At 73.9% G+C, this 16,456-nt stretch carries 12 protein-coding genes; 5 read left to right on the forward strand and 7 right to left on the reverse strand.

Translation table 11 applies throughout. The features are described from left to right. Positions 1-118 precede the first annotated feature (118 nt). The 6 genes from OTB20_RS18520 to OTB20_RS18545 all read right to left on the reverse strand — a co-directional run bounded on the left by OTB20_RS18520 (position 119) and on the right by OTB20_RS18545 (position 11,140). Positions 119-2,308, reverse strand: a complete 2,190-nt coding sequence (locus OTB20_RS18520) for a discoidin domain-containing protein (protein ID WP_267818859.1) — start codon at positions 2,306-2,308, stop codon at positions 119-121. A 325-nt stretch (positions 2,309-2,633) separates the two neighbouring features. Beyond that, positions 2,634-5,621: a poly(A) polymerase gene (locus OTB20_RS18525; protein WP_267818861.1), complete on the reverse strand. Its 2,988-nt coding sequence runs from the start codon at positions 5,619-5,621 to the stop codon at positions 2,634-2,636. After that, entirely contained in the window at positions 5,621-7,585 is a 1,965-nt protein-coding gene (locus OTB20_RS18530; protein WP_267818863.1) for an RNA ligase family protein, read from the reverse strand. Before OTB20_RS18530 ends, OTB20_RS18525 begins: the two co-directional genes overlap by 1 nt. A 327-nt stretch (positions 7,586-7,912) precedes the next feature. Further along, complete coding sequence (locus tag OTB20_RS18535; RefSeq protein ID WP_267818865.1) at positions 7,913-8,578, reverse strand: NAD(P)-dependent oxidoreductase; 666 nt, start codon at positions 8,576-8,578, stop codon at positions 7,913-7,915. A 237-nt stretch (positions 8,579-8,815) separates the two neighbouring features. Next, positions 8,816-9,292, reverse strand: coding sequence for a hypothetical protein (locus tag OTB20_RS18540; RefSeq protein ID WP_267818867.1), 477 nt, complete (start codon positions 9,290-9,292; stop codon positions 8,816-8,818). A 105-nt stretch (positions 9,293-9,397) separates the two neighbouring features. Then, positions 9,398-11,140, reverse strand: coding sequence for a VanW family protein (locus OTB20_RS18545; RefSeq protein WP_267818869.1), 1,743 nt, complete (start codon positions 11,138-11,140; stop codon positions 9,398-9,400). Between the two features lie 252 nt (positions 11,141-11,392). On the opposite strand from OTB20_RS18545, the gene OTB20_RS18550 reads away from it, so the two are divergent. Further along, positions 11,393-12,484: an NUDIX domain-containing protein gene (locus tag OTB20_RS18550; RefSeq protein ID WP_267818871.1), complete on the forward strand. Its 1,092-nt coding sequence runs from the start codon at positions 11,393-11,395 to the stop codon at positions 12,482-12,484. Between the two features lie 54 nt (positions 12,485-12,538). Next, positions 12,539-13,090 (forward strand): SRPBCC family protein, encoded by a 552-nt coding sequence (locus OTB20_RS18555; RefSeq protein WP_267818873.1) that lies wholly within the window; start codon positions 12,539-12,541, stop codon positions 13,088-13,090. A gap of 33 nt (positions 13,091-13,123) precedes the next feature. Here OTB20_RS18555 and OTB20_RS18560 read toward each other — a convergent pair whose 3' ends face one another. After that, positions 13,124-14,110, reverse strand: a complete 987-nt coding sequence (locus tag OTB20_RS18560) for a hypothetical protein (protein WP_267818875.1) — start codon at positions 14,108-14,110, stop codon at positions 13,124-13,126. A gap of 179 nt (positions 14,111-14,289) precedes the next feature. Between OTB20_RS18560 and OTB20_RS18565 the strand changes: the two genes are divergently transcribed. From OTB20_RS18565 to OTB20_RS18575, 3 genes are all read left to right on the forward strand, one after another. Beyond that, positions 14,290-14,934: a GNAT family N-acetyltransferase gene (locus tag OTB20_RS18565; RefSeq protein WP_267818877.1), complete on the forward strand. Its 645-nt coding sequence runs from the start codon at positions 14,290-14,292 to the stop codon at positions 14,932-14,934. 48 nt (positions 14,935-14,982) lie between these two features. Then, positions 14,983-15,519, forward strand: coding sequence for a hypothetical protein (locus OTB20_RS18570; protein ID WP_267818879.1), 537 nt, complete (start codon positions 14,983-14,985; stop codon positions 15,517-15,519). Between the two features lie 89 nt (positions 15,520-15,608). Further along, positions 15,609-16,454, forward strand: a complete 846-nt coding sequence (locus OTB20_RS18575; RefSeq protein WP_267818881.1) for an alpha/beta fold hydrolase — start codon at positions 15,609-15,611, stop codon at positions 16,452-16,454. Positions 16,455-16,456: the final 2 nt, after the last annotated feature.

Below are 16,456 nucleotides of genomic sequence, written 5' to 3' on the forward strand. Positions count from 1 at the left end.
TGCAGCTCCTTGTGGGGGAGGGGTGGCGAGAGGGCGGCTTGGGAGAGCGCTCTCTCAGATGGCCAGGAAAACGCGGGGCGGCCGGTGGCCGCCCCGCGAACCGGGGGTCAGTGGAGGATCAGGGGAAAGAGACGACGGTGGAGGGAACGGTCGAGGTGCCCGACGTCGGCGCGCCCGTGTTGTTGATGACGTGCTCGTACTGGCCGTTGCCGCCGAGCGAGACGACGAGGAGGTCGTGGAACTTCACGCCGGCCTTCACCGGGACCTCGAAACCGTGGTCCTGACGGATCGTCGGGTCGACGTTGAAGTAGCAGTAGCTGCCCAGGCCCCAGCCCTCGTGGGTGTTGACCGAGTCGGCGACCTTGTAGGCGGCGTATCCCTTGACCGAACCGTTCTGGATGGCGGCCTGGTTGGGGGCGTCGTACGCCTTCTCGTTCTGGAAGAAGATCGTACGGCCCCGCTCGCCGTTCCACTCCACGTCGTACTTGTTGAAGTGCTCGACGAACAGGCCGGTGGCCAGCACGTCGTCACCGTTCACGCGGAACCCGTAGTCGGAGCGGTTGGTCTCCCAGCCCACCCCGTCGCCGTGGTCGGCGCGCCAGATCCAGGTGTGGTCGACGATCGTGTCGTGGTTGTTGATCACCATGCCGGCCGTGGCCTTGCCCGCGCCGGCGCCGCCGACGCGGATGAAGACGTCCTGGACCGTGGTCGGGTTCGCCGCGTGGTCCGTGCCGGCGCCGGCCGGGCCGACCTCCAGCAGGGTCGGGGAGTTGACCTGACCCGCGTCGATGAGGAAGCCGGCGAGCTTGACGCCGTCGACGTCGGCGACCTTCATCGCCGTGACACCGTTGTCCGGAATGATGGTGGCGAGGCCGAGGCCCAGGACGACCGTGTCGGCGCGGTTGACCTGGATGGTCTGGTCGACGTGGTAGACGCCCGGGGTGAAGAGCAGGTGCAGGCCCTGGGCCAGCGCCTGGTTCATCGTCGCGGCGGTGGTGCCGGGCTTGACGACGTAGAACTGGTTCAGCGGGACCGAGGTGCCCTGCGGGGCACCGTTGCCCCAGGAAGTACCGCGTGCGTTCACGCGCTTGGCGGGGACGAACACCTTGTACTCGGAGCCGTCCAGGTAGAGGAACGGCTTCTCGCGGGAGACCGGGGTGGTGTCCAGGGTGGTGTAGCGCGGCTCCGGGAAGCTCTGCGCGGGTGCGCCCTGGGTGCCGGAGAAGACCTGGTTCCAGACGCCGTTGGACCATCCGCCGATGGAGCTGTCACGGGTGTACCACTGCTGCTGCGAGTAGTTGCCGACCTGGCCGTCGATCTTCGAGTCGGCGATGAAGCCGCCCGAGGACCAGCCGTAGCCGGACGGGGCGAGGTTGAGGCCGCCCTTGACGTGCATCCGGCGGAACGGCGCGGCCTGGGACACGGCCCAGCGGTCGGTGCCGTTGACCGGGTTCAGGGCGAGGTTCTCGGCCGAACGCCAGAAGTTCTGGGTGGCGTTGCCGTTGAACCAGCCGGCGTCGACGGTCACGTCACCGTTGATGGTGGTGTCGTCCGGGCTCAGACCGAGGCCGGAGATCGAGGTGTAGAAGCCGATCTGGGCGTTGAGTCCGTTGTACGTACCCGGCTTGAACAGGAACTGGTAGCGCCCGGAGCCGAACTGCGCCGACTCCTGCTGGGCGAAGACCTGGTCCAGCTTGGCCTGGATGTTCGGCGTGGACGGATCGAAGACGATCACGTTGGGGCCGAGGTCACCGCCGCCGGGCAGGGTCGGGCCGGTGCCGCCGGTGGTCCCGTAGACCTGGAACTCCCAGAGGGAGTACCCGTATCCGGTGGTGCGCTGGGTGCCGTACACGCGGACGTAGCGGGCTGTGCCGGTGATGTCGTGGGTCTGCACGCCACCGGTGCTGGTGGCCGTCGAGTACGCCGTGGACCAGTTGGTGCCGTCGGTGGACAGCTCGACGCGGTACGCCTTCGCGGCGGCGGTCTCCCAGCGCAGGACGACCTGGCTCAGCTGGGCGGCCGCGCCGAGGTCGACCTGTATCCACTGCGGGTCGGAGAACTGGCTCGACCAGCGGGTGCCGTTGTTGCCGTCGACGGCCGCGGAGGCCGGGGTGCCGGCGCTCTCGGAGGACGAGGAGGTGGCGGGCTTGCCCTGGGAGAGGAGCGTCGGCGCGGCGGTCGCCGCGGTGCTCGGGAGGAGCACGAGGAAGGCCGCGACCAGAACGGCCGCGAGGGATGCCACGGTCAGCCGGGTGGAACGCGAGCGGCGCCACGAGGGGTGTGGCGGGTGGGCGGAGAGGAGGGGCATGCGGGGCTACTCCTGACGTTGTGGATCCGGGGGGATCGAAGCGTGAGTGAACTGCCCGTGGCCGAGGCCGTCAAGGGTTTGAACGTTCATGAACTGAAGATCCAATGAGGTGTCAAACACGCATCAGGCCTGTGAACTTGGAGTTTCTTCAATCCTTGTGAAAAGTGTTGACGAAAAAACTTCGCAGGACTGTACTGAGGCTCTGACCGCTCCGTCTCGCCGTGCCCGCTACGGCGGGGCGGAGCCTTGGTCCGGAGCCTTCGCCGTGTTCGGAAAGTGGGGCCCGATGGGCGGCCCGTTGATGCCGTGCGTTCGTTACTTGTCGTCAGTGGAGGTCGGGAACGCTGCCGCAGTCCGCCCAGGCCACGTCGGTGCCGGGGAGCGTCGCCGACCAGGGTGCGGCGAGGGCCGCCAGGGCGCCCGGGTCAGGTGGCGTGTGGCCGAGGCCGATCGCGTAACGGGCCAGGCTGGGCGTCCGCTCGAAGGGCCGGGGCCAGGCGTGGACGTCCACGTGGCCCGCCTCCGCCAGGGCGCCGAGCAGGGCGCGCAGCCGGCCGCGGGTGCGGCCCAGGTTGTCTTCGAAATCGTGGGGCCGGGCAGCCGCCACGGTGACCACGGCCCAGGCGGCGTGCCGACGGTGCGGGGGCGTCGCGGCGATGAGGCGGCGCGCGGCACGCTCCTCGCCGGTACGGGCCTCCTCCAGCGCCTCCCACGCGGCGTACAGCTCCCGTGCCAGCACATCGGCGGTTCCCGCGCCGACTTGGCCGGTGCAGCTGCGTACCGGGGCCGAGGGGGTCAGTACGGTGACGGCGCCCTCGCCCCTGCGGCCACCGGCCGCGGCCCCGCCGAGGCAGCCACCGGCCGCGCCCCCGCCGGCCGCGCCCCCGTCGGCGCCCCCGTCGGCCGTCGGGGCCTTCGCAGGGTCCAGGGTTACCGGGATGCGCCAGTCCCAGGCGGCCCAGGTGGCGAAGAAGCTGCGGAGCAGGGCGCCGGGGGAGAGGCCGGGGCAGGCGCCGACCGTGTGGGCGGCCAGTACGGACCAGGCGAGTCCCGGCAGACCGCCGAACGGCGCCGAGTCCAGACCCCGGGACCGGGCCCAGGCCTTGACCTCGCGCGCCAGCCGGGCGAACGCCGCGTGCTCCGGGCCCACGAAGACCCGTACCGCATCGGCGTCGCTCACCGCGCTCAGCGCCACCGCCGAGGCCTCGCCGAGCCGCGCCCGCCGGGCGACGGCCTGGTCCGGCGGCATGGGCCCGGTGGCAACCACGACCAGGTCCACGTCCAGCGCGGCGACGCGCAGCCGCAGACCCGGTACCCGGGCGCCGGTCACCTCACGCAGCCGCTCCGCCTCGGGGAGGGCCGAGGCGACCCGCGCCCGTACCTCCGCCAGGGAGACGGTGCCGGGCAGGGCCGTCACCAGGTCCAGGTCCGACTCCGTCAGCGCGCAGCCCATCCGGCGCGAGCCGGCCACGTGGACGACACCCTCCGGGAAGGCCGCCGCGATGCGCGCCGTGAGCGACTCGGCCCCGGCCCCGGCCCCGGCCCCGGCCCCGGCCGGCTCCGCGCCGCCCGTCCCGGTCGTCGTGGGGCGGTCGGGTTCAGGTGCCCAGCGGATCCTTCCGGTTGCGAGTTCCACCGTCGCCCGGACCTCCATCGGGCCGTCCCCGCGCCGGGACAGTACGGCGAGGGAGTCCACGCGCGCCGACCGGCCAACGCCCAGGCGCGCCGCGAACTCACGCTCCGCGCGCCGAGGATCAGGGCTGCGGCCACGCGTCAGGTGGGGAGTGAACCCCTCGGCCCGGCCCCGGCAGCCCGGGAACCGCGCCTCCAGGGTGCGTCGCAGCTCCTGCCAAGGTGCCTCGCCGACCGCCGCCGGGTCCAGCCACAGGGTCGGGCCGAAGCCGTGCACACCCTCCAGGCGGGCCGTGAACGCGGCTGTTTCCGCGGCCGCTTCGGCCAGCAGGGGCAGCGCCGCCTCGAAGGAGGACTCCGGTACGAAGCCGAAGAGCAGGTTCACGTGCGCGGGCCGGCGTTCCGCCTGCGGATCGTGTGCGCGGCGCACCGCCTCCACCGCCGCGTCCTCGGGCGCCAGCCACGCCACGGCCGTGCGCGCGGTGGCGTGGACTGCCAGTACCGCGTGCCCGGAGGCCTCGCCGCCGCCCTCGCCCCCGTCGGCCGCCGGACCGAGGTCCAGGGTGGCCTCCACCCCGTAGTGGTCGGAGATGAACAGGCCGCCCGCCGCGGCAGAGTTGCCGCGCAGTGCCGCCCGCGTCACGCGAACCTCCGCCGAGCGCAGCAGGATCCGGTCCAGGCGTCCCGGCCGCCCCGACAGCGATGCGACCGCCGCGAGGGGATTGGCGGTCGGATCGAAGGTCGGGGTCCGGTCCTGTGCTCCGTGCACCTCGTTCCACGCATCCCGCAGCCTCAGCGCCTCGGCCGGCCCCTCGGCTCCCGACCGTCCGTCGTTGAAGTCGCCGACCAGAGCCACGTGGTCCGCGTCGACACCGGCCAAGCCCTTGTCGATCCGAGCGAGTTCGGATGCCCGCCGGTCCTCTCCCCGCTCCGTGTGATCGCTCGTCAGATGGGTGGCCGCGACCACCAGCGGCCCGCCCTCCGTGTCCACGGTCACGGCGACGACGGCCTTGTGCGGACCCAGCGCGTGAACGCCAGCCTCCCGCACCGGCAGCCGGCTCAGCACCAGCAGTCCGCTCTCCGCCACGTCCCGCCCGCCCGGGTCCGCGGCGACCGTGTATCCGGCCCGGACCCACGGCTCGGCGAGCAGCATGCCGAGCAGATCGCGCTCCACCTCCTGGAGCGCGATCACGTCGGCGTCGGCCGCCGCCAGATCGGCCAGCAGCAGCGGTCTGCGCCGCGCGGTGGCGATGCGCGGGGCGTCGTACCGGTCCCAGAGCGTGTTCCACGTCAACAGGCGTACGAGGGAAGGCCTTCGGCCGGTGGCCGCGCGGTCCGCGCCGCCCTCGGGGGCCGCTCGCCACGCACCGCCGCCGGACGCGTCCCACGCGTAGGCGGTCCGCGCGGTGAAGAACGGAGCCCGCAGCAGCCTCGGGACGCGGACCCGCCCGGCATCGGTGCCGTCGATGATGTCCACGCCCGTCGCCCGGTCCCACACCAGCTCGCCGTCGGCTTCCACGAACAGCACCCGGTGCCAAGGGACATCGCCCCCGGGCACGAAGGACGGGAGGGGTACCCGCTTCGGTGCGGCGCCGCGCTGCAGCAGTCCCAGCGTGAACCGGGCGGGGTCGAAGCGGGGGTCCCAGCGGACCTGGTGGTAGAGCTCCTCGCTGGTACGCATCAGCCCTCCCCGCCCGGCCCGGTCCAGGCGGCCCCCGCGGTCGCCGTGCCAGTCGCCGAAGCACGGGCCGAAGCACGGGCCGAAGCACCGGCCGAAGCACCGGCCGACGCGCCGATCGAGCCCGCCGTGTCCTCGACGGTTCCGCCCGCCCCGATGTACCAAGTGCGGTGGGCCTCACCGGGATACGGCGGAGCGAAACGCCGCAGCTGCGAGGCCAGCACGGGCGCCGGCACCGGATGCGCGCGCGTGGAGTTGCGGCGCAGCAGATCCGTCTCCCCGACCAGCAGCACGGCCTGGGTGACCAGCGCGTCGCGTCGCCGGGCCACCGCGCCGGCCAGGCCGCGCTGCTGGGGGGTGAGCGAGGTCGCGTCCCACACCACCGTGCCCCCTCGCCGTGCGGCCGCGGCGAGCGCGGAGTCCAGCCGGTCCAGACCCTCGCGGAGCACGTCCGCGTTGTCCCGCTGGTCGGTGCGCGAACCCCGCGCCGTACGCAGATCGTCGAGGCTGATGTAGGCCTCCACCCCGGGCAGGGTGCGGGCGTACGTGCTCTTCCCGCTCCCCGAGGGCCCGCAGAGCTGCACGAGCCGGGGGAACGACGCCCCGTCCCGCCACCGCCAGGTCGCCGCGACCGCCTCCTCGGCGCCGCTCAGCCTGCCCTGCGCGAAGGCCCGGCGCGCCTCGGCCCAGCAGCGGTCGGCGGCGTCGCCTCCGTCGCCACCGCTCGCCGTGTCGCCTATGCCGGCTTCGGCGAGGGCGTCCCGGAGCCCGGACCGCAGCGGCTCCAGCGGTGCGGGCCCGAGCAGCCCCGCCTCCTCGGCGTGCAGCGCGGACCACTCGACGCACTCGCCGTCCCCGTCCCCGTCGCCGCCCTCACCGGACCCCAAAGGCCCGACGGGCCCGACCGATCCGACGGACCCGCCAGGCCCGTCGGATCTGGGGACCGCCCCCGCCAGCGCGTGCAGCACCCCGAGATCGGCCGCCTCGGCCATCCGCGCCAGCCCCGCCCGCCGTTCCGAGTCCGGGTGGGGGAAGGGCCTGCGCAGCGCCGGGTAGAGCCCGACCAGGTCCGCGACCCGCCGCGCCGTGGCCATCCCGAGCGGCCCCGCCGCCAGCCGGGCCGACAGCACGGACCGCGGTATGCCGTGCAGAGCCGCCGCCAGGATTCCGGTGAGCCGCTCCTCGCCGGACCTGCGCACGGCCAACCCGTCGATCCGGTCCGCCACTTCGGCGACCAGCCCCTCGACTCCCGCCGCCTGGACCGCCGTGTCCGCCCCCACCGCGCGGAGCAGTCCGGCCACGTCCGGGTCCGCGCCCGACCGGCAGTCCCACAGGGCGGCCGCCGGACCGAGCCCGTTCGCCACCACCTGGGCGTACATCCAGTGCGTGTCCGTCTGCACATGGCCGCCCCGCACCCATTTGGCCACGCACCGCCCGAAGTCGGCTCGATCGAAGCCGGCCACGGTGCGGACGACGTACCCCTCCTGCCGTGCGGTGTCGACCCGGAGCCGGCGCAGCGCCCGCTCGTCGAAGACTCCGCGCCACAGGACACGTGGGCCCGGCACTCCGAGACCGCGCAGGAAGAGCACCGTCCGGTCCCAGTCCAGGCAGTGGTCGCCGTCCCACACGGAGAACCCGTAGAACCACGAGTCGAGTTCCTCGTACGCGAGCGAGTGCCGGGCGTAGACGTTCTCCCCGCACACCCGCCGACCGGCGGGGATCGCCGGGCCGATACGGCTCTGCAGGCTCTTCACCCAGGCCCGCGACGGATGGTGGCCCGAGTCGAGCGAGCGGGCGTGGAGGCCGTCGGCGTACAGGGTGGTGTTCTCGCCGTCGAGCTTCTCGGTGACCACGATCTCGCGCCCGGCGAAACCGGCCAGCATGCCGGGCCCGGTGGTCCGGACATCGTCGGACGTCACCCCGGCGGACCACGGCAGATGCGGGGTCCGGGGGTAGTGCGTGCGCATGATCCGCTCCCTGCGGCCGAGGCTGGTGCCTGGCCACTCTAGGGAGGCGAAACCCGGCGGACCAGCGAATATCGACGCCGGGCCGCCCCGCCGAAGGCCCTTTTCGTACGTCGGCCACCCGGTCCCACGCGCGGACGGGACCCGGCACCCCCCGCAGGTGGAGCCACCACTCACAGGCGGGCTGCCGCCGGGATCCGGCGGACGTCGCACGCTCCGGTCGGGATCCGCGGAAGAGGCCGACTCCGCTCGCCCCGGCACCGACGGCAGCGGCTGCGCCACCGGCGAGGAGACCTGGCAGGGGCGGGCGGACCGGGCGGACCGGCCGGCTCAGTACCCGATGGTGAACCGCTTGCCCGCGTGCGCGTCGCGCTCGATCTCGTCCACCAGGGCGACCGCGTAGTCCTCCGTGGAGATCAGACTGTGTCCGTCCTCGTCCACGATCAGGTCGTCGAGCCCCAGCCGGTACGTGCCCGTCCGGCTGCCCGGCTCGATTCCGGCGGCCGGGCTGAGGTTGGTCCAGTGGACCTCCTCCACCGGAACGGTCCGCAGGAAGTCGAGGGCGTCCCCGTGGGCGTGCATGACGGCGAGCACCGGCGCGGGGATCCCGGCCTGGTCCCACACCAGCGGTCCGCCGGGGGTGCGCAGGGAGCCCGCCCCGCCGACGGTGACCACCCGTGGCCGGGGACCGTCCGGGCCGAGGGCCTGCACGCCGCCGACCAGTGCCTTCGCGGCGCCGACGAGCGTGCCGGGATCTCCGGAGCCCGGACCGTACGCGCTGACCACCACGTCCTGCCCGGCCGCCGCCTGGGTGACGGACGCGGGGTCGAGGACGTTGCCGCGTACGACGGTGATGTCGGCGACGCTGGCCTCGGACTCGGAGAAGTGCGCGGGATCGCGTACGACAGCCGTGACCTGGTGCCCGCGTCCGAGTGCTTCGTGCAGCACCCGGGATCCGATGGTGCCGGTCGCGCCGAAGAGGGCGATCTTCGCCATGGCGACTCCTGGGGGTGGAGGCTGGAGGGACCCCGGTCGGGGTCCGCCGGGCCCATCCAAGCGAATCCCGCCTCCCGCTCCCGGGAGCGCCACGCGGTCGGCGCCACGCGGTCCGTGACGCGAGCTCAGCGGCGCGGGTTCAGCGGCGCGGGTTCAGCGGCGCGGGTTCGGCGGCGCGGGTTCAGTGGCGCGAGCCCAGCGCCACCCACTCAGCGCCACGAGCCCCGCGCCATCCGCTCAGTGGCACAGCGCGACAATGGCCGGGTCCACCGTCCCCCGGGCCGCCGCGCACAGCGGCGCCATGTCGTACGTACGGTTCGGCTTGGGCCGCGAGCCGCGGGCCTTCGCGGCAGGCGCCGCCGCGGGCTTGCGCGGCGCGGCCCGCCGGGGCCGCTCCGGCCGGTGCCGCGGTGCGGCGGGCTGCACCCGGGTCCGCCCCGCCGCGGCGGGCGCCGCGGGCCCCTTCGGCCCGGGAGCGGCGGCGGCCCCCGGCAGGGGAGTCGGGGCAGCCCCCGGGACCGGATCCTGCGCCACCTCCGGCAGCGCTCCCAGCGGCAAGGCCTCGGCCGCCGGTCCCGGCAGGCCCGTCCGTACCTCCGCCGGGCCCGGCCGTGCTCCGGGGCCGGGAACGGCCCCCGGCCCGGCCGGACGCACGGTCACACATCCGGTCAGACATCCGGCCGTCACGGCCAGCGCGACAACGATCAGGGGCACCCACGGTCCCCGGCGCGACTCCATCCGTCCACCCTGCCCGACGAACGCCGGCTCCCCCGCACGCGCTCACCCGCACGGGTGGTCCCGGTCCCCCGGTGGGGGGCCTCAGCCGCAGGTCACGCTGTCCCTCGGCGTGTAACGGGTCTTCATCTTCTCCCGCTTGACCTCCTGCCCGTCCTTCACGAACACCCGGTCGACGGCGACGTCGAAGCCCTCCAACGGGGACTGCGGTTCGCACTTGGGGCCGGTGTCCGTGCGGGTTGCGGGCGGTTTGACGTTCGTCCGCGGGCCCTTGGCCGCACGGATCTCGTCGTACCGCTTCGTTCCCAGGAAGGTGATGGTGATGGAGGTGTCGGTCGCCTCGGCCTGGATGTAGAGGGCCTTGCCCGAGTCGTTGGCGAAGCGCAGGTCCAGGCTGCCCCATGCGACGGTGGCCTCACGGCCCTCCGGGTAGCGCTCGATGTAGAAGGAGTGCGCCCCGTACTCGACGGGTTTGACCCCGGAGAAGAACATCGCGTTGAAGACGGTGGTGGCCACCGCCGAGACACCGCCGCCCGCGGCCTTCTCGTACTGGCCGTTGTTGATGATCAGGCCGTCGACGAAGCCGTTCTCCTCGGTGCGCTCGCCGACGCGGCGGTTGAAGCTCCACGTCTCGTCGGGCAGCACGAGCGAGCCGTTGATCAGCTCGGCGGCCCGGCCGATGTTCGTCGTACGGTACGGGGCCTTCTCGAAGTCGACGGTGAAGGTGGACACCTCCTCCTTGATGCCGAGCTGCTCGACGGTGTTCTCGGTCAGCTTGGGCCGTATTTCCTCCGTGGCGACCTCGGCCGTACGCTCGGCCGCGCCCGCCCGCGTGAGCAGCGGCAGCACGGTGGCGGCCAGCCCCGGTTCGCCGACCCGGCGTCCGGCCCGGCCCTCCTCGGCGACGGAGACGCGGCCGGCGGAGTCCGTACGCAGCTTCGCCTCGACGGGGCCCGGCGTGGCCTGCCGCAGCGGTCCGGCCAGCTCCGGGTCGGCCAGTAGCGCCTTGGAGTCGAGGCCGGGCGCGAGGCGGCCCCGGCCGTCGTCCTTGAGGGTGAGGTGCTTGGCGAGGACGGCGGGGCCGACGGGTATGCGCTTGCCCTCCACGGTCAGGGTGACCGGCGCGGACACCGCCGGCTCGGCGAACTCCTTCAGCGCCCGGTCCGTCTCCCGCTGCCCGATACGCGGCTCCGTGCTCCGGACGGGGAGTACGACGGGCCCGTCCGCGGCCCGGGGGCAGGAGGCGCGCAGCACGTCGAGGGATCCGTCGACATCGAGGGCGGTACCCGTGACCGGGGCCACCGCCTCGGCCTTGCCCTTCTCGAAGGAGACCGAGCCCTCCCGGACCTCCTGCCGGGTCTTCGCGCCGATCCCGTCCAGGGCGGAGCGGGCCGCCGCCTCGTCGAGCCGGACCACCGGCTCCACCCCGGGATCGCCGGAGGAGAACAGCCGGCCGATCACGCTGACCGGGCCGGAACCGGAGCGGGCCGCCCGGTCGGCGGTGGCGCCGGTGTCCAGGGACAGGCCGAGTGTCGCCGGCTGCGCCCGCTCCGTCCGCTCCCCGATCCGCAGCAACAGCGGCGCCGCGGCGGACGGGCCGAGAGCGCGGGCCAGGGTCTGCCGGGCTTCGGCGCGGCTCATCCCGCCTATGTCGACGCCGCGCACCTTCGTACCGGCGGCCATGTCCTCGCCCGCCAGCAGCAGGCCCGCCGCGTACAGCCCACCGAAGCCGAGGACCGCGACACCGCCCGCCGCACCGGCCACACCCTTGGCGGTCCACCGTTTGCCGGTGGCCGTCGGGGGGCCCGTACGGGAAGCGCGTCGCATCCTGGGTCTCTCCTGTGCTCCGGTGACGTGGTCGGACCGGAGGTTTTCACGCCGCCAGTCCGCACCGGGAACGTAGCAAGATCCGTGTAACCAGGTAATAAGGAGGTATAGGGGTGGCAAAGGGGAATGTGTTGATCTCCGTAACCCGGGGGACGTCCGCGGTGTTGCACAGCCCGCGGGCCCACCCGTGCGCAGCGCCCCCACGTGGCCCCCGCACGGCGCCCGCGGTGCCCCTACGGTGAATGGAGTCCGATGCCGCAGCTGACCGACGAGGCCGTGACCGAGAAGACGGGCGCCGCCCCCGCCGCACCCGAGGACCAGGACCGGGACCGGGCGGCACCCGAGTCCCAGGGCCCGGCCGGACGTCCGGGCACGTGGATGACCCCGGAGGAGTACGGGGCTTCGCGCGCCACGCTCTGGACCGGCGCGGTAGTCCTCGTCACCGATACGGACGGGCGCGTCCTGGTCCAGAGCGTGGACTACCGCTCCGACCGGCTGCTGCCCGGCGGCGCGGTGGACGCCGGCGAGGCACCGGCGGCCGCGGCCGCCCGCGAGATGCACGAGGAGCTCGGCGTCGAGGGCCGCTACCCGCGCTGTCTCGCCGTCGACTGGATCCCGGCCGACGCGCCCGGCATGCCGCCGGGGATGCGGTTCCCCGGCGAGATCCTGCACGTCTTCGACGGCGGCACCTGGACCCGGGACCGCATCGGCTCCGTCCGCCTGCCCGCGCAGGAGATCACCGGCATCCACTTCGCGGAACCGGCCGCACTGACCGCCCTGATGGACGCGGGCGACGCCCGCCGCGTGCTCTGCGCCCTGCGGGCCCGCATCAACGGTGGCGGCGCCGCCCTGCTGGAGGACGGCCGCCCCACCGCCCCCACCGCCCTGGACCGGCTCGGCGCCCTGCGCACCCGCCGCGTCCCGCAGCACGGCACCTGGCACCCGGGTCCGGCCCCCGCGCACCTGACTCCGCAGGACCCCGCCGGCTGGCTCTTCGCCCCCGACGGACGCGTCCTGCTGCTCATCGCCCGCGCCACTGGCGCCGCCCAGCTCCCGCCCCCGACGGCGGGCCGCACCGCCGGCGCGCTCCCGCTCGGGTACCGGTACGCCGACCAGGGCGCGCACCCGCGCACCGCGGCCCGGCTCACGGCGCTGCCCCCGGGCCCGGACCCGGCGTACGCCCGGCTGCTGGCCACCCCCGAACAGGTCCGCGAACTCAGCGACTGGGGCCCGGCCGGCCACGAGGAACTCGCCGCCGTCCACGGCGCCCGCACCCACCTCTCCCTCCCGTCGCCGCCCCGCACCCCTCCGACGGAACTCCCGCCGGAGGGCTGCCACTGGTGAGCACGGAGCGGCTCAATGCCCGTTCCGCGGCTCCCGGTCCCGCAGCATGAGGGGATGAGCGACACTGCGATCACCTACACCGTGTACGTACAGGCCGACCCCGCACGGGTGTGGCAGGCCCTGACCGAGCCCGCGTTCACCCGCCGCTACTGGGGACTCGACTTCGAGACCGACTGGCGGGTCGGCTCGACGATGGTCTGGGTGGAGCGCGGGGCGCGGACGAGCGATCCGGAGCAGGTGGTGCTGGAGTGCGTACCGAACCGGCGGCTCGCCTACACCTGGCACACCTTCACCCCGCAATGGGCGGCCAACGCGGGCGTCGGCGAGGAGCTGCGCGCCGAGCTGGCGAGCGAGCGGCGCACGAAGGTGACGTACGAGATCGAGCCGGTCGGTGACACGCTGGCCCGACTGACCGTCATCCACGAGGACTTCGAACCGGGCGGCACCCTCATCGGCATGTGCGGGCGCGCATGGCCCATGCTCGCCTCCAGCCTCAAGACCCTGCTGGAGACCGGCGCCCCGCTCCCGGAGCAGGGGCACGCCAACGAGCAGGGCTCCGGCGGCTACGAGTCCTACGGCGGGGGTGCCCGAGGGTCAGGTGCGTGAGTGTCAGGTGCCCCAGTGTCAGGTGCCCGAGTGTCAGGTGCGTGAGGGGACGGTGCAGCTCGGCCGGCCGTCGGCGATGTCCTTGCTGTCGTCGTACGGATCGACCCTCGGCCAGGGAAGATCGGCGGCGGCCGCCTCCTTGGAGAAGTAGGGGTGGACGAAGCCGTCGACCGTGCCGCAGTCGTGGTTGCCGAGCTGCCTGCGGTAGTCGGCCGGGACCAGCTTCCCGGCCGTCACACCGGGGGACCCGGACGCGGCGTAGAGCAGCACGAGCTGCCTTCGTACGACGACCCGTGCCACCTCCTCCGTGCCCGGGGCGGGACCGGGCTCCGAGTGCGGGGCCACGCGCCGCAGGGCGTAGACGAAGGTGTAGTCGGCGTGGATCCGCAGCTGTCCCGGATTCCCGCCGGCTTCGAAGGACATCCGGCCGCGCACCCTGATGCCACCACGGGCCGGCGTGAGCTCGGCGGGGTCGAAGCGCGTGAACAGCTCGGTGGGATCGGCGTCCGGGAGTCCCGGTTCGCGCAGGTGCTGCGTCAGCTCTGCGCGGTCGGGCTGCTGCGGATCGAGCAGGTCCATGGCCTCGGCGGGCCATCCGCCGCGGAGCACCTCCGGATCCAGATTGGCCGCGACCAGGAACTCCCCGGCCCGGCGCAGTCCTTCGGAGACGCGTTCCTTCGGGATCGAACCGACCGACGTGGCCGCGGGCAGCGGGAGCTCCTCGCTCTCGGTCGCCCAGGTGCGGGCGGGCGAGCCGCGCAGCGGCAGGCTCGTCGTGGCCGGCCACTCATCGGGCCACGCCTGCTCGTCGAGCGCGGCCGCGTAGGACTCGTCGGCGGGCGGTTCGCCCGGGGCGGCCACCAGCCACGCGGTGACTCCTGCGAGCGCCAGTGCGGCGACGGCTCCGACGGACAGGCGCCTGATACGGCGGCGCCGCCGGTGGGTTTGGAAGGCCGCCTCGGGGTCTTGGCCCTCGTCTCGGTCTTGGCCCTCCGCGCGTAGACGCGCGAGAAAATCCACCGGTTCCGACATGTTAGGCCCCCGCCCTGACTCTTGACTCCGCTCCATCTGACAGGGCGTCGCCCCATGGCACAAGCCGTACTGTGATCACGTAATGGTCCTGTGACCTGCGCAGATGTGCGCCGGCCGGGGTCGTCGACACGTCAATCGACCCGCTCCCCTCCAAGGAGGTATGACCCATGAAACTCGCCGAGATACTGGACGCGGCCGCCGCCGGACGCTTCCCGGCCCCCGACGGCAGCACCACCGTCGTCCCGCAGCCGAGCCCCCGTGACGCCGGAGTCCTCGCCTTCACCGCGCACTCCGTGATCTTCACCGACGAGGATCCGGACTGGGTACGGGCCACCCTCGCCGCCATCGACTGCGACAGCCTGGCCGCCACCATGAACCCGCGCTTCCTCGCCGCGCTCCTGGATCGCACCGGCCGGTCCCACGACACCACCGATCTGCTCACGGTCGCCGGTCCGCTGCCGGGCGAACCCGCCCTGGAACTCCGCGAGATCGACGACCCCGACCATCCCCGGGTCCGCAGGGCCCGCAAGCGCCGTGACGGCGTACGGGTCTGGGCGATGCCCGCGGGCGGGGGAGTGCTGGTACTCGGCCGGGGTGTGGCGGGCCGCTGGGAGACGGCCGTCGAGGTGGACGAGGACGCCCGGCAGCGGGGCCTGGGCAAGGAACTGGCCCGCGCCGCCCGCCACCTGGTCCCGGACGGGGCGCCGGTCTGGTCCCAGCAGGCCGCGGGCAATACGCGCAGCATCCGCGCCTTTCAGGCGGCCGGTTACCGGCCTGTCGGAGCGGAGGCCCTGATGCTGGCACGGGCTTGATGCCACCCTGACAACTTGTCGTTCACCTGTGTCGTGTGGAATGGCCGCATGGGGAGAAGTGAGTACCAGATACGCCAAGGCGGCCCGGAGACCCGGACCGAGGAGGCGGCAGGGTCGCCGGCGGCGAGCGGGCCGTCCGAGCACTGGCGCTACGGCCGCCACTTGGAATCCCTGGCAGCCGTCTCCGGCGAGCCCGCGGAGGCCGAGGCCGTGGCCGCCGTCCTGCGCGACCCGGACCGGGTGATGGCCGAGAGCGCGGTGGTCACGCACCTCGACCGGCGGGCGGCCGGGCTGCTGGCCGACGAAGGCTTTCCCGCCTGGGCGCAGGCCGTCGGAGCCGCCCTCGGCGAGCGCACCTTCGCGGCACGCCGGCTGCGCGAGTGGACCCTGCTGAAGGCCGTCACACGGGGCGAGAGCTGGTCCGCGGCGGAGCTCCTCGCCGCCTCCGACTGGTGTCAGCGCACCGCGGCGCAGTCCCTGCACGCGGACGAGGCCCTGCGTCTGCTCGCCGCCGGCGCCCGGACCCGCCGGGTCCGCAACGCGGCCGCCCAACGGCTGCTGCGGCGGGCCGCGGTGACCTCGTGACCTTCCCGGCACCGGGACCCCGACCTCCCGCCCCGGGCCGCGCGGAAAAGTGTTTGTGCAGGTCAGGGCCGCGAGGTAGACATGCGGCCATGACTACTTTCACGGCCCCGGACGGGACCACGCTCGCCTTCCACGTTTCCGGAGAGGGCGAGCCGCTGATCTGTCTGCCCGGCGGCCCGATGTGCGCCTCCGCGTACCTCGGTGACCTCGGCGGGCTGTCGAAGCACCGCAAGCTCGTCATCCTCGACCTGCGCGGCACCGGGGACTCCGCGCTGCCGGCCGACCCGGCCACGTACCGCTGCGACCGGCAGGTCGAGGACGTAGAGGCTCTGCGCCGTCATCTCGGCCTGGAACAGCTCGACTTGCTCGCCCACTCCGCCTCCGGTGACCTGGCCCTGCTCTACGCGGCCCGGTACCCGGAGCGGATCCGCTCCCTCGTGCTGCTCACCCCGCGCGCCCGGGCGCTCGGCGTCGACTTCCCGGTGCAGGGCCGCAAGGAGGCCGTCGCCCTGCGGGCCGGGGAGCCGTGGTTCGAGGACACCCGCCAGGCACGGGAAGCGGTCTGGGGCGGCACCGCGACCGAGGCCGACTGGGACGCGATGGCGGCCTTCGGCTACGGGCGTTGGGACGAGGCCGCGCGCGCCCACGTCGAGTCCTCCACCGGGCAGTACAACGACGAGGCCGCGCTGCTCTTCGCCTCCGACGGGGCCTTCGACCCCCAGGAGACCCGCGCCGCCCTGACGGCCCTGGCGGCGCCGGTGCTGATCGTGGCGGGCGACGTCGACACCGGTCCGCGCCCGGAGACCGCTCGCGAGATCGCGGAGCTGCTCCCGAAGGCCGAAGTCGCCGTCCAGGCGCGCACCGCCCACTATCCGTGGCTCGACGACGCCGAGGCTTTCAACCGGACCGTCGGGGACTTCCTGAACCGCCGCTGACA

The organism is Streptomyces sp. H27-H1, from assembly GCF_026627445.1.
GTDB lineage: Bacteria > Actinomycetota > Actinomycetes > Streptomycetales > Streptomycetaceae > Streptomyces.

Bases quoted from the DNA above. Each gene is read 5' to 3' on its own strand.
- OTB20_RS18520 (WP_267818859.1), bottom strand. From the start codon at position 2,308: ATGCCCCTCCTCTCCGCCCACCCGCCACACCCCTCGTGGCGCCGCTCG.
- OTB20_RS18525 (WP_267818861.1), bottom strand. From the start codon at position 5,621: ATGCGTACCAGCGAGGAGCTCTACCACCAGGTCCGCTGGGACCCCCGC.
- OTB20_RS18530 (WP_267818863.1), bottom strand. From the start codon at position 7,585: ATGCGCACGCACTACCCCCGGACCCCGCATCTGCCGTGGTCCGCCGGG.
- OTB20_RS18535 (WP_267818865.1), bottom strand. From the start codon at position 8,578: ATGGCGAAGATCGCCCTCTTCGGCGCGACCGGCACCATCGGATCCCGG.
- OTB20_RS18545 (WP_267818869.1), bottom strand. From the start codon at position 11,140: ATGCGACGCGCTTCCCGTACGGGCCCCCCGACGGCCACCGGCAAACGG.
- OTB20_RS18550 (WP_267818871.1), top strand. From the start codon at position 11,393: ATGCCGCAGCTGACCGACGAGGCCGTGACCGAGAAGACGGGCGCCGCC.
- OTB20_RS18555 (WP_267818873.1), top strand. From the start codon at position 12,539: ATGAGCGACACTGCGATCACCTACACCGTGTACGTACAGGCCGACCCC.
- OTB20_RS18565 (WP_267818877.1), top strand. From the start codon at position 14,290: ATGAAACTCGCCGAGATACTGGACGCGGCCGCCGCCGGACGCTTCCCG.
- OTB20_RS18570 (WP_267818879.1), top strand. From the start codon at position 14,983: ATGGGGAGAAGTGAGTACCAGATACGCCAAGGCGGCCCGGAGACCCGG.
- OTB20_RS18575 (WP_267818881.1), top strand. From the start codon at position 15,609: ATGACTACTTTCACGGCCCCGGACGGGACCACGCTCGCCTTCCACGTT.